The following is a 13,921-nucleotide window of genomic DNA, read 5'->3' as shown; positions in this document are numbered from 1 at the left end:
CAATGCTAGTTCATATTTGCTGTAGCGTAGATAGCGATTATTTTTTAAAACGCCTTTGCGCTACGCAGGATAAAAGTAAAATCACAGCCTACTTCTACGACCCAAATATCCATCCTTATAGTGAGTATTTGCTGCGCCTAAATGATGTAAAACGCTCATGTAAAAAACTGGGAATTGCTCTAATTGCTGGCGAATACGACTATGAAAGCTGGCTAAAAGGCACAAAAGGGCTTGAAAATGAGCCTGAAAAAGGCGAGCGCTGTAAATATTGCTTTGATTTTCGCCTTGAAAATACTGCCAAAAAGGCTTTAGAACTTGGCAAAAAGTGTATTACAACCACACTTTTAATGAGTCCAAAAAAAGAGTTTAAGCTTCTAGAAAATCGCCTAAAAGAAATCTCGCAAAAATATAATATAGAGTATCTTGCCCCTGATTTTCGCAAAGGCGGAGGCACTATCGAACAATTTGCCAATGCCAAAAAAGAACAACTCTATCACCAAAACTACTGCGGCTGTCTATACGCTCTAAATATGTGCAGGACTGAGGCATATCTAAGCGAGCTTAGCTGTCCTATAAGCAAGCAAATCCAGCCAGCAAGCGCATTAGAGCGAATAAAACTTTATAAAAAAGTAGAAAAATACGAAAAAAGTAATATCACCTTTGAGCTTAGAAAAACTAGAATTCAAAATTACCGTTTAATTAGCGCAAGTCTCGAAATAGATTCAAAAATTAAGCCTAGCTACATCCTTTTTGGCTCTCTTTTACCAAAAGAAAAAAGCTCATTTAAGCTTGAAAAAAAAGCTCATATCGCTTGCGCGAAAGACTATATTTGGCTAGTAGATTTAAAAACTTTTAATAAAATCGCAAAAACTAAGTATAAAAGCACAAAAGAGCTGTATTTTAGCGCCCCAAGCCTAAAAAAAGAGTTAAAAGCGCGTCAAAAGCTAAGCGGAATGCTCTCAAACAACCCTATAATCGTGCTGGATAAGATAAAAACCGCAAATTATACTTTAAAACTAAAAAGTTTGTCATTTTCTAGCACTACTGAAATTCTTTCAAAAATTTAGTCTAACAAAGCAAAAAATAAGTAAAAATTAGCTAAAATCGGCGACTTACAAAATAAAAATTAAAGGAAATACCATGGCGGTACAAAAACACCAAATCCACGAAACCGATGAGGATTTCGCAACTCTACTTGAAGAGTCTTTCAAAAAAGAATCAAACGGTTCTCTATGCGAAGGTGAAATTGTCAATATCAAGGACAATGAAGTCCTAGTCGATGTTCGCAAAAAATCTGATGGAGTAATGGATATCAGCGAAATCACAGCAAACGACGGCTCTTTAAAATACAAAATTGGCGATAAAATCGAAGTTCTAATCACAGGCTCAAGAGGTGGTCGCCCGATAGTATCACACAAAAAAGCTCTTGCTAAATCAAAAGTAGCTGATTTTATCGCAAAATACGATGAAAATGCTGAAAATGTATTTGAAGTAAAAATCGCTAGCAAAAATAAAGGCGGATATGTAGCATATGATGAAAATGGCGTAGAGTTTTTCATCCCTCGTTCGCAAATGAGAGAGACAAATGTAGGAACTATAACAAAAGTAAAAGTTATCAAAGTAGATGCTGAGGAAAATAGTATCGTAGCTTCAAAACGCCGCATGAGCGATGCAGGTCGCAAAGAGCGCAAAGAAGCTTTGGAGCAAATTGCAGCACGCACTGGCGAGGTTGTAACTGGTGTGATCAAAAAAATCACAAGCTATGGAATGTTTGTTGATGTAGGTGGCGCAGATGGCTTAGTTCATTATAAAGAAATCAGCTACAAAGGCCCTATCAATCCAGCTTCGCTATACAAAGAAGGCGATAGCGTGGATGTGAAAATCATTAGCTACGATAAAGATAAAAAACACCTTTCATTATCGATCAAAGCCGCTCAGCCAGATCCATGGAGTGAGATAAAAGAAGGTCTTAGCGTAGGCGATGCTATACGCGTAACTGTTAGTAATATCGAACCTTATGGTGCATTTGTAGACCTTGGCAATGATGTAGAGGGCTTTTTACACATTAGCGAGATTAGCTGGGATAAAAATATCAGCAATCCAAAAGACTTTATCAAAGAAGGCGAGAGCATTGATGTAGAGGTTATTGAGATAAACCACGACACTCGCCGCCTAAGAGTGAGTTTAAAAAATCTTCTTGCTAAGCCTTTTGATGAGTTTAAAGCTGAGCATAAAGCAGGCGATATTTTAAAAGGCGAGATAGTTAGCACAACTGAGTTTGGTGCTTTTGTGAAAATTCCTACAAAATCAAGCTTTGTAGAAGGTTTACTACACAATGAAGATGCCAGCTGGGATAGAGGCAAGAGATGTAAAGATTTCTTAAAAGTAGGAGAGAAAATCGAAGTAAAACTTATCAAAATTGATGATAAAGCCGGCAAAATCTCTCTTAGCCTAAAAGAGCTTCAAGACAGCCCTATTGCAGACTTTGCTAGCAAGCACAGCGTAGGCGATAAAGTAACTGGCAACATTAAAGATGTAAAAGACTTTGGCGCGTTTGTAGAACTTGAAGGTGGCATAGAAGCACTAATTCGCAAAGAAGACGCTACTGATGAGCTAAGCGTTGGTGCTAGCATTGAAGCAGCTATTGCTGATATTGATAAAAGCAAGGCTAGAATTCGCCTTAGCCAAAAGAAACTAAGAGTTCAAAAAGAGCGTGAGGCACTTGATAAATTTAACGCTGCTAGTGATGATAAAATCACAATCGGTGATATTATCAAAGAACAGCTAAACTAGATAGTTTTAAAATCTAGAATTCCTAGCTAGGAATTCTAGATTTTTAAGATAAAAAAGGACTTGGCTTGAACATTCGTGTGATGTATTTTGCGCTAGTGTTTTTGGGTGTTTTTGTTTTTATGGCTGGACTTTTGCTACTAAAATATGCACAAGTTAGCCCACTAAATTTCACCGCCGAAAATATAGAGACAAATGTCCTAAACCAAGAAAATACCGCTACTGCAAGTGGCTGGATAAGCAAGGTAGCTCAGTTTAAAGCTAGCACAGAGGTCTTGCCAGTAAATTTCATTCATATAGAAATCAACGACAATTACCCTAAGCCTATCCCGCCAGCCCCAAAGATAAACTATGAAGTAATAGTGGCAAAATGCACGGATTATTCGTTATTTTGTATGAGGCGTCTGGCTAGGTCTATGGATATAGATTTGAGCGTAGCAAAGGTAGGAGATGTGCATAACATTATCATCGCAGCACCTTCAGCAGCAGCGGCAAATAGCTTTGTAACAGAGCTAAAACAATACAATATCAACTCAAAAATAAAGGCTTTAAAATGAAAAAAGTCATAGTTTGTGATGCTATTCATCCGGTGGGATTTGAAATCCTAAGAGCGCAAAAAGACATCGAAGTAATCGACGCTGCCAGCGTCCCAAAAGACGAACTCCCAGCACTTGTAAAGGGCTGTGATGTAGCAATTACTAGAAGTTCTACTGATTGTGGTAAAGAGTTTATAAACTCAGTTCTTGGCTTAAAAGCACTAGTAAGAGCTGGTGTGGGCGTGGATAATGTAGACATTGATGAGTGTTCAAAGCACGGAATAATCGTAATGAATGTCCCTACAGCAAACACAATCGCAGCTGTGGAGATGACAATGTGCCACCTGCTAAACTCAGCGCGCAACTACGTAGCAAGCGTAAATGACTTGCAGCAAAACAAAACTTGGAAGCGTGAGAAATGGTATGGCACTGAGCTTTTTGGCAAAACGCTTGGAATAATCGGCTTTGGAAATATTGGCTCTCGTGTTGGCGTGCGAGCGCTAGGCTTTGGTATGAAAGTCATCACTTACGACCCATATATAGAACCTAGCAAGGCTACAAGCGTTGGCGTAGAATATACCAAAAACTTCGATGATATCCTAAAATGCGATTTTATCACTATTCACACGCCAAAAAACAAAGAAACTATAAATATGATAGATGAAGAGCAAATCGCAAAAATGAAAGACGGCGTTCGCCTAATAAACTGTGCTCGTGGCGGTCTATACAACGAAGATGCGCTGCTAAAAAATCTACAAAACGGCAAAATTGCCTTTGCTGGCATTGATGTGTTTGTAAAAGAACCAGGCAATACTCATCCGCTACTAGATCTAGCAAATGTAAGTGCGACTCCGCACCTTGGCGCAAATACGCTAGAAAGCCAAGAAAATATAGCGCGTGACGCAGCCGAGCAAGCTATACAAGCAGCCAGAGGTATTTGCTATCCAAATGCTCTAAATCTACCGATAAAAACAGAAGAACTGCCTGCTTATGTAGAGCCATTTATTGAGCTAACTAGCAAGATTGCGTATTTTGCCGCTCAGCTTAGCGAGGGTGCTATCAAAAATATAACTCTTTTTGCTAATGGCGATATTGCAGAGCATGCAAACAACATGCTAGCCTTTGCTTTGGTGGGTGCTTTAAAAAGTAGCCTTGGAGAGGCGATAAACTATGTAAATGCTAGCTTTGTAGCAGAGGAAAAAGGTATACAAACCGCTATACAAACCAAGCCTGCAAGTGGATATAAAAACAAAATCAGCGTCCAAATCACCACAGATAATGGTAGCGTAAAAATCGGCGGAACTGTCTTTGGCGATGATGAGCAACGCATTGTTACTATGGGGGACTTTAAGACTGATTTTAAACCAAAAGGTCGCATGATAGTCTTTAAAAACACTGATGTGCCAGGCGTTATCCGTGATGTATCAAGCATTCTAGCAAGTGCTAATATCAATATAGCTGATTTCCGCCTAGGCCGTGGGGATGGTGGGGCTTTGGCTGTTATCTTGGTAGACCAAGAAATAAGCAAAGAAGTGCTAGCGAAGCTAAATGCGCTAGAGACTTGCATTTGGGCACGCTGCGCTGAGCTATAAGACAAATTGTTATTAGTGACGGATTGCGACTTAAACTAAAAAGCCACCGCCTTGCCCTGAATTACGTATTCTAGGGCTACGGCGGCAGCTTTTTAGTTTAAGCACACTACGCCTATTCTAAAATTTGTAAAAAAGAATAAAAACTATAAATTTAAAAAAGGAGTAAAAATGGCAAGTTATCAAATGGGAGATCTAAAAAAAGGTCTAAAAATAGAAATAGATGGAATTCCGTTTAAAATCGTAGAATATCAGCATGTAAAACCTGGCAAAGGTCCAGCTTTTGTGCGCGTGAAAATCAAAAGCTTTATAGATGGCAAAGTGCTTGAAAAGACCTTCCACGCAGGCGATAAATGCGATGCACCAAACCTTGAAGAAAAGCAAATGCAATACCTCTATGATGATGGCGAGAACTGCCAGTTCATGGATACTGAGAGCTACGAGCAAGTAGCTATTAGTGATGAGGATGTAGGCGAGGCAAAAAAATGGATGATTGATGGACTTATGGTTCAAGTGCTATTTCACAATGGTAAAGCTATCGGCGTAGAAGTCCCACAAGTTGTAGAACTAAAAATCGTAGAAACTCAGCCAAACTTCCGTGGTGATACTCAGGGCTCAAACAAAAAGCCAGCTACGCTAGAAAGTGGTGCAGTTGTTCAAATACCATTTCATGTATTAGAAGGCGAGGTTATCCGCGTAGATACTGTGCGTGGCGAGTATATAGAGCGTGCTGGCAAATAAAATATAAAGCCACTTAAAGCCTTGGGAATTCTAGAATTCTAGTTTAAGGAATTCTAGAATTCCTAAGAAAATTTTATAATTTTCTACTTTAAAAACTTTTGGAATTCTAGTTTTAGGAATTCTAGATTTTGGGGGTTAGGGGGTATTTAAGCCCCTAGGAATTCTAGATTTGGGAATTCTAGGAATTCTAGATTATGGAATTCTAGAATTCCTAAGAAAATTTTATAATTTTCTACTTTAAAAACTTTTGGAATTCTAGTTTTAGGAATTCTAGTTTAAGGAGTTCTAGTTTAGGAATTCTAGTTTAAGAATTTTAGTTTAAGGAATTCTAGAATTCCTAAAAAAATTTTATAATTTTCTACTTTAAAAACTCTAGGAATTCTAGAATTCTTCCTAGTTCTTTTTTAAAACTCTTTTTTCTAGTAAAAGAATTTAATGAAAAGTTGAATTTTACAACAAATTTACAAAAAATTTCTAAAATCGCCCAATTTTTTTTGAAAATAAGGAGGGTGTAAAATGAACTTTTCAAGTATGAAGGTGGGCTCTAGAATAGGCCTTGGTTTTGGCATTGTGATCGTGCTTATTTTGTTGCTTGTAGGCATCGGCATCGTGCAAATCAACAAAGTAAATAGCATGCTATCACAAATCAATGATATAAACGCAAAGCAACAACGCTATGCTATTAACTTTCGTGGCTCAGTTCACGATAGAGCAATTGCTATTCGTGATGTGGTGCTAGTAGATGAAGAAGCCCAGCTAAATGCTCTACTTGCTACCATAAATAAACTAAATGAGTTTTATATCACTAGCTACAATGACATGGAGGCTATGAACAAAACCGGCGTAGCAACAAACGAAGAGCTTAGCATACTAAAAACCATCCAAGACATAAGAGTAAAAACCGAAGCATCATACAAAAATGTTATAGAGCTAAAAAAAGCAGGTGACACCGCAAAGGCAAAAGAGCTTTTGATGCACGAAACAGCCGGACATTTTGTTAGTTGGCTAGCTGCTATTAACAAATTCATTGACCTTGAAGAAAAGCTAAACACCGAGCTTACAAACGAAGTCCGCTCGATCACTGGTGGCTTTATCAATCTTATGATAGTAATGGGGCTAATCGCTATTGCAATTGCGATTTTCATCACTATAGCAGTGGCTAGAAGTATTATCACTCAGCTTGGAGGCGAACCAGGAGATGTTAGCCGTGTGGTTCAACAAGTAGCTCGTGGTAATCTATGCGTAAAAGCTACTACAAAGTATCCAGACAGCCTTTTAGCACACACAATAGCGATGAAAAACAAGCTAGCTGAAATCTCAGGCAATGTCCAAGCAGCTATTAACTCAGTAGAGGATAAAACTGCGATTTTGATAAATAACTTTAGCAAAGTAAGCAGCAACATCACAGAACAAAGCAAAATCACAAGCACTAGCTCAGAAATCATCACTAGCGTCGTAGCTGGTACTAATGAGATGATGAAAATGACTAGTGAGACAGGCGTGAACTCAAACGAAGCCACCAAGCTAAGCAAAGAGGGTAAAGAAGCTAGTGATTATGTAGCAAGCAAAATGCAGGAAATCCGTGAAAATGTAATAAAACAAGCCGAGCAGATCAAGCTGCTTAGCAATCACGCAAATGAAATCGGCGGCGCTACTGAGCTTATTAGCGAGATAACTGATCAAACAAACCTGCTTGCGCTAAATGCAGCTATTGAGGCAGCTAGAGCTGGTGAGGTTGGTCGTGGATTTGCTGTTGTGGCTGATGAGATCCGCTCGCTTGCAGAGCGCACAGGCAGTGCTACTGATGAGATAGCAAATACTATCAAGCTTATCCAAAAAGAAGTAGCTAACGCAGTCCAAATCATCGAAGCTAGCGTGCCAAGAGTAGAAGAGGGTTACGAGCTAGCAAATAATGTGGCTGCAATGCTAAATAATATTTACACCACAAGCTCTGACTCATCTCAAAAAGCAAATAGTGCTGTAAAAGTAGCCCAGGCTGGCGAAAAATCGATGAAAGAGCTAAACGCAAATGTAGAAAGCATAGTTGAGACTGCAAAATTTACAAAAGAAAATATGGATACAAGCTTGGAGAAAATCGCAGAAATGAAACAAGAAGTAAGAGCTCTTGGCAAGGTTATGGAGTTCTTTATTTGCGATATTAAAGCCTAGTTTAGCTATCTTTTTGAGGCTTTTGGGGAATTCTAGAATTCCCTACTATGTCATCGCCCCTTGGGGGGATCTCTGTATGGAATTCTAAATTTTAGGAATTTTAGAATTCCTAGCTGTATTTTCATAAGGAATTCTAAATTCTAGGAATTCTAGATTATTTGGGGGCAAAATATAAAAATCACAAGAAAAAGATCTGCTAATTAGCAAAGTATAAAATAATTGCTAAAATTATGCTATTATTTGAGTTTTTAAAGGATTTTTATGTATAAGCATTTTTTTAAACGCATTTTAGATTTTATTGCTGCTTTGCTTTTGATTATTTTATTTTCGCCTATTATGCTTTGGGCTGCGTGGCGCATAAGGCGTGAGCTTGGCTCGCCGGTGCTTTTTACCCAAGCACGCCCTGGACTAAATGCTAAGATTTTTAAGATTTATAAGTTTCGCACGATGAGTGATGAGCGTGATGAAAATGGTAATTTGCTCCCTGATGAGCTTCGCCTAAAAGGCTTTGGCGCAAAGCTTAGGGCTTCAAGCATTGATGAGCTGCCACAGCTTTTTAATGTGCTAAAAGGCGATATGAGCTTTATTGGCCCACGCCCTTTGCTTGTAGAGTATTTGCCGCTTTATTCGCCTAGGCAGGCTAGCAGGCACTCTGTGCGCCCTGGTATAACTGGACTTGCGCAAGTAAATGGCAGAAACGACATCAGCTGGGCAGCAAAGCTAGAACACGACGCCATTTATGCTGAGAATTTAAGCTTTTTGCTTGATATTAAAATCGCACTTCTTACCATAAAAAAAGTGCTAAAAAAAGAAGGCGTAAGCAAGGCTGGCATGGCTACTACGGAGAAGTTTAATGGCAAAAACTAAAACTATATACATTTACGGTGCTGGCGGGCATGGGCTAGTTTGCGCTGATATCGCTAGGGCTGTGGGATACGAAAATATCATCTTTTTAGACGACAGCCCTGCGCTTGATAGCGATATAACCTCTCTTTGCTATCACGATGAGCTTGAGCGTTATGATATGTTTGTAGCAATAGGTTCAAGCACAGTGCGAGAAAAAATCAGCCAAAAAATCCAAAACGCAGGCTTTAATCTAATAAGCCTAATCCATCCAAATGCGCTTATATCAAGCTCTGCTAGCCTCTCAGCTGGCGTGTGCGTGATGCCAGGGGCTATCATAAACGCAAAGGCTAAAATCAGCTCAGGTGCTATCATAAACTCTGGCGCACTTATAGAACACGAATGCGCTATCGGCGAGTATGCTCACATCTGCCCGCGAGTAGCGCTTGCTGGGGCTTGCGTGGTGGGCGCTCATGCGTGGGTTGGTATAGGCAGCTGCACTATTCAGGGCATAAAAATCGGCGCAAATGCTATGATAGGCGCAGGCTCAGTTCTCGTGCGAGATATCCCAGATAATGCCAAAGCCTATGGCAATCCAGCCAAAGTGCGCTAGGAGTGCTAGATTTTAAAATTCCTTAGGAATTCTAGAATTCTTAGGCTTGTTGGCTTTAGGAATTCTAGATTTTAGAGCTCTTGCCTTAAAATTCCTTGGGAATTCTAGAATTCCTAGGCTTTTTGGCTTTAGGAATTCTAGAATTTAAAATTTTTGCCTTAAAATTCCTTAGGAATTCTAGAATTCCTAGATATTTTTGCTATAATACCTTTGCCTGAATAGTTCGTGGCACGTTTTTATGGGGGTCTAACGAAATAGTATTGGCAAGATCGCTTGCGTGCGGTGTGATGACGGCGGGCTAGTCCGCGCTGTCCCTAAAGTGCGTGGCTCATTGCAAGTTTGGCTTATGTAGGCCGAGCAAAGGAACGGACGGCTATTTGGGTATAAAAGGATATAAATGAAAGTTTTGATAATAGGAAATGGCGGGCGTGAATACGCTATTGCTAGAAGGCTAAAAAATGATGGTTGCGAGCTTTTTGTAGCACCGGGTAATGCAGGCACTGCAAAAATCGCTACAAATGTTGATATAAAGGGCTTTGATGAGCTTGCTACTTGGGCAAAGGATAATGAAATCGAGCTTTGCGTAGTTGGCCCTGAAAATGCTCTAAGTGATGGCGTGGTTGATATTTTCAAAAGTCATGGGCTAAATATCTTTGGCCCTAGCAAGGCAGCAGCTAGATTAGAGGGCTCAAAGGCCTTTATGAAGGAGTTTTTAGCTCGCCAAAATATCCGCACAGCACGCTTTATAAACACGCATGATAAAGCAGAAGCAGATGAGTTTATTGAAGCAATTTTTAATAGTGAAAATCCAAGCGGCAAAATCGTAGTAAAAGCTGATGGGCTCTGTGCTGGAAAAGGCGTGATAATCGCCTCTAGTGCAGATGAGGCAAAAAGGGCAGCTGCTGATATGCTAAGTGGTGCTAGCTTTGGCGATGCTGGCAAAAGAGTGGTGATCGAGGAGTTCTTGGGCGGCTTTGAGCTAAGCTTTTTTGCTATTTGTGATGGCAAAAACTTCGTTAGTCTGCCAGTAGCCCAAGATCATAAAAGACTAAAAGATAACGATGAGGGCCCAAATACTGGCGGCATGGGGGCTTATGCGCCAAGTATGCTAGCAAACGCAGCTCTTATTACTAGAGTAGAAAATGAGATTGTTCGCCCTACGCTTGATGGTATGAGCCGTGAGGGTGCGCCTTTTTGTGGAGTGCTTTTTGTAGGGCTTATGGTAGTTGACGATACGCCTTATGTGCTTGAGTTTAATGTGCGTTTTGGCGATCCTGAGTGCGAGGTGCTAATGCCTTTGATCGAAGGAAATTTTGCAAAAACCTTGCTAAATGCAGCGCAGGGCAAGCTAGAAGATATCAAGCTTGCTGGTAAGTTTGCTGTGGGCGTGGTGATGGCAAGCCATAACTATCCATATGGCGCAAGTAAGCCAGCGCAAATTTTTGTAGAAAACGAACCTGAGGGCTCTCACATCTGCTACGCAGGCGTTAGCGATGATGCTGGCAAGCTAGTAGCAAGTGGGGGGCGAGTTCTAGTGGCTGTGGGACTAGGCACTAGCATAGAAGCAGCGCAGGCTAAGGCCTACGAGCTGGTTGGCAAAATCAGCTTTGAGGGTGCGCAGTGGCGCAAAGATATAGCCTATCAAGCATTAAGAAAATAAAATTACTTAGGAATTCTAGAATTCCTAGAATTCCTAGGACTTAAATCTAGAATTCCATAAACTAGAATTCCATAAACTAGAATTCCTAAGACTTAAATCTAGAATTCCTAAACTAGAATTCCCAATCTAGAATTCCTAAACTAGAATTCCTTAAAGCTAGAATTCCTTAAACTAGAATTCCCAATCTAGAATTCCTAAAACTAGAATTCCTAGGGCTTAAATACCCCCTAACCCCCAAAAACTAGAATTCCTAGAATCAAAATCTAGAATTCCTTGAAAAAATCACGAAAATTTTCTAAAAATAAAGCAATTCAAAGCAAAATCTGCTAAAATACAGCTTAAATATTTTTGATTGGGTAAAAAATGGAGAGTATCGCTGAACGCTTAGAGCGTGAAAATATCAGGCTCGCAAGCTTTAATAAACGCTTGTTTGCGTATTTGATCGATGATGTGATTATCTCGGCGCTATTTTTTGTGATATATTATGATGCGTTTAAAAACGCTGCTAGCGATGCGCAGACGATGATAGCTGTGATAAACTCGTTTATCTGGCAATTAGTGCTTTTAAAGGTGCTTTATCATACATTTTTTGTGTGGCGATACGGCGCAAGTCTTGGCAAAATCGTGATGAAAATCATGGTGCTAGATGGCGAAATTTTAGACTTTCCAAGCCTGCCAAAGGCACTAATTAGAGCTTGTGTGCGGATTATAAGCGAGTGGTGTTTTTATCTAGGATTTATCTGGATGCTAGGAAATGCTGCTAAGCAAAGCTGGCATGATAAACTAAGTGGGACTATTGTTTGTGAAAATAAATAAATCTTTTATACTTTTTGCGCTGTTTTTATCTAGCTTACAGGCTAGGGTAGAAAATGTAGAGTTTGTGGCAAAAGAAGTCCATAAAGAGGGCTCAATAGTAACAGCCACTGGCGATGTGCTAGTATATAGTCCAAGCTACTTAATAAGCGCAAAAAGAGCCAAATACGACGAAAAAAACGAGATTGTAGAGCTTTTTGAAAATGTAAGTATTTTGCGAAATAATGAAGAAGCTACAAACTCAAATTACGCAAAAATAAATCTAAAAACAAATGAAATCACCACAGATAACGCCTTTGCTATGCATCAAAACAAAGAGCTGTGGATAGCTAGCGAGCAGTTTTGTTCAAGCGATGCTCGCATAGATACAAGCAAATCAATAGTCTCAAGCTGTAATGTGGATGAGCCTGACTGGCATATAGAGTATAAAGATGGATATTTAGATAAGCAAAAAAAATATCTACATATTTATAATCCAGTTTTTTATGGAAATTTACCTTTTGTTGGCAATACGCCTTTGTTTTATTTGCCTTATTTTGGCTTTAGCACCGATAAAACTCGCAGAACTGGCTTTTTAACGCCTAACATTGCGTTTTCAAAAAGCGAAGGATTGTTTTTTGAACAGCCTTTTTATATAGCTGAGTATAACGAGTGGGATTTAGAGCTAAATCCGCAGATTCGCACAAACCGTGGTGCCGGATTATACGCTACATTTCGTTTTGCAGATTCGCCTTATTCTAGCGGATATATTCGCACAGGATTTTTCAAAGATTCTAAAAAATACCAAGACAAAAATAGCCTAAAATACAGCACTCATACAGGCGTTGAGGTAGAATACGATAGGGACAAGCTAGCAAAATACCTAGTTAATGGCGATTATGGCGAGGGGCTTTATGTGCGTTTTAAGCATTTAAATGACTTTGATTATTTAAACTTGCGTGAAAATGGCAACTCAGCCTATGACTCTTTGGTTCACTCAAAAATAAATTATTTTGTAAATACAAAAGAGCATTATTTTGGTATTTATGCAGATTATTACATAAACACAGCTAAAATCGCTACAAAATACGGCAATAAAGACACGCTTCAAGAATTGCCTACTTTACAATACCACAGCTACTTAGATAGCTTTTTAAGTAAAAACCTTACTTACTCACTAGATGTAAAATACCATAACTATACTAGAAAAATAGGTACAAAAGCGCAACAATTTGAGCTAAATCTGCCTGTTGGATTAAATTTTACTTTGCCTGGCGAGTGGGCAAACCTTAGCTACACGCACAATCTTTATGCTACACATATAAGTTATCAAAAAAGCTTTGAGCTAGATAAAAATGGCTTTATGAGAGACAAAAATAATGAAAAATATGCTCGCAGCTGGAGCGAGATAGCACTAAGCAGTGATTTGGCTAGGGCCTATGATGTCTTTGGTGGGCTATTTCATACTATGAACTTAAAGCTTTCTTATATCCAGCCAGGATATAAATATGGAGAAATCGCAGAGCGTTTGTATACTTTTGATAAAGATGAGAGCGAAGAAAACTTTGTAGAGCAGCTTGATAAAAAATATCAAAGACAAACGCTAAATGCTGGCATCATTCAGTATCTTTTTAATAGTGATAATAAAAAAATCCTAAGGCACTCTTTAAATACTAGCTATTACACAAACAAAGGTAGGTTTGCAACTACTGATAATCGCCTTGATTTATATTTTGATTATTTTACTGCTTTTAGCAAGCTTACTTACGACCATGAAAAAAAGAGGCTAGTCTCTGCGCAAAATGGTATAGCTACTACTTATAATAAGCTATATTTTGATATTCGTGATAGCTATGATGTGAAATTTGATGATTTTAATATAAAAAGCAAATCACATTTTCTTCAAACATCAGCGCATTATACCTTTCCAAAAGACATAAGGGTATTTGGATCTTATGCTTATGACTATGTAGAAAAATACACAAAAATGTGGCAAATAGGTATCTCTCAATATCGCAAATGCTGGAATTATGGCATTTATTTTAGACGCAATACAGACCCTATAAACACTTCATATGGTCCTGAGCCAAAGACTAAAAATAGTGTAATGGTATTTTTTGCCTTTTATCCTTTTGGTGATTTTAACTATGACTTTTCGCTTAAATCAAAAGATGTGATGTATTAAAAG

General features: G+C 38.9%; 11 protein-coding genes and 1 pseudogene. All 12 read left to right on the top strand.

The window, feature by feature from the left end:
- The first annotated feature begins 2 nt into the window (after nucleotides 1-2).
- Nucleotides 3-1,067 (top strand): epoxyqueuosine reductase QueH, encoded by a 1,065-nt coding sequence (locus PTQ34_RS07015; protein WP_273932840.1) that lies wholly within the window; start codon nucleotides 3-5, stop codon nucleotides 1,065-1,067.
- 73 nt (nucleotides 1,068-1,140) lie between these two features.
- Nucleotides 1,141-2,793: a 30S ribosomal protein S1 gene (locus tag PTQ34_RS07010; protein ID WP_273932838.1), complete on the top strand. Its 1,653-nt coding sequence runs from the start codon at nucleotides 1,141-1,143 to the stop codon at nucleotides 2,791-2,793.
- 65 nt (nucleotides 2,794-2,858) lie between these two features.
- Nucleotides 2,859-3,347 carry a hypothetical protein gene (locus PTQ34_RS07005; protein WP_273932837.1) on the top strand — a complete coding sequence of 163 codons (489 nt, stop codon included), beginning with the start codon at nucleotides 2,859-2,861 and terminating at the stop codon, nucleotides 3,345-3,347.
- On the top strand, nucleotides 3,344-4,918 hold the full coding sequence (serA, locus tag PTQ34_RS07000) for a phosphoglycerate dehydrogenase (protein ID WP_273932836.1): 1,575 nt from the start codon (nucleotides 3,344-3,346) through the stop codon (nucleotides 4,916-4,918). The genes PTQ34_RS07005 and serA overlap by 4 nt, the downstream gene beginning before the upstream one ends.
- A 168-nt stretch (nucleotides 4,919-5,086) precedes the next feature.
- Entirely contained in the window at nucleotides 5,087-5,656 is a 570-nt protein-coding gene (gene efp / locus PTQ34_RS06995; protein WP_273932835.1) for an elongation factor P, read from the top strand.
- A gap of 516 nt (nucleotides 5,657-6,172) precedes the next feature.
- Nucleotides 6,173-6,709 (top strand): annotated as a pseudogene (locus PTQ34_RS08880) (MCP four helix bundle domain-containing protein); the annotation flags it as partial.
- Between the two features lie 48 nt (nucleotides 6,710-6,757).
- Complete coding sequence (locus PTQ34_RS08875) at nucleotides 6,758-7,825, top strand: methyl-accepting chemotaxis protein (protein ID WP_404814921.1); 1,068 nt, start codon at nucleotides 6,758-6,760, stop codon at nucleotides 7,823-7,825.
- Nucleotides 7,826-8,086: 261 nt separating this feature from the next.
- Entirely contained in the window at nucleotides 8,087-8,692 is a 606-nt protein-coding gene (locus tag PTQ34_RS06985; RefSeq protein WP_273932831.1) for a sugar transferase, read from the top strand.
- A complete protein-coding gene (locus PTQ34_RS06980; protein ID WP_273932829.1) occupies nucleotides 8,679-9,281 on the top strand; it encodes an acetyltransferase in 603 nt (200 codons plus the stop codon). Before PTQ34_RS06985 ends, PTQ34_RS06980 begins: the two co-directional genes overlap by 14 nt.
- Before the next feature lie 397 nt (nucleotides 9,282-9,678).
- Nucleotides 9,679-10,941 (top strand): phosphoribosylamine--glycine ligase, encoded by a 1,263-nt coding sequence (gene purD, locus PTQ34_RS06975; protein ID WP_273932826.1) that lies wholly within the window; start codon nucleotides 9,679-9,681, stop codon nucleotides 10,939-10,941.
- A 363-nt stretch (nucleotides 10,942-11,304) separates the two neighbouring features.
- Nucleotides 11,305-11,757, top strand: coding sequence for an RDD family protein (locus PTQ34_RS06970; RefSeq protein ID WP_273930359.1), 453 nt, complete (start codon nucleotides 11,305-11,307; stop codon nucleotides 11,755-11,757).
- Entirely contained in the window at nucleotides 11,744-13,918 is a 2,175-nt protein-coding gene (locus PTQ34_RS06965; RefSeq protein WP_273932824.1) for an LPS-assembly protein LptD, read from the top strand. Before PTQ34_RS06970 ends, PTQ34_RS06965 begins: the two co-directional genes overlap by 14 nt.
- Nucleotides 13,919-13,921 lie beyond the last annotated feature (3 nt).

This window comes from Campylobacter magnus (assembly GCF_028649595.1).
In the GTDB taxonomy this organism is placed as follows: domain Bacteria; phylum Campylobacterota; class Campylobacteria; order Campylobacterales; family Campylobacteraceae; genus Campylobacter; species Campylobacter magnus.
Note: the sequence above shows the minus strand (reverse complement) of the source record. Positions and strands in the feature narration are given on the sequence as shown.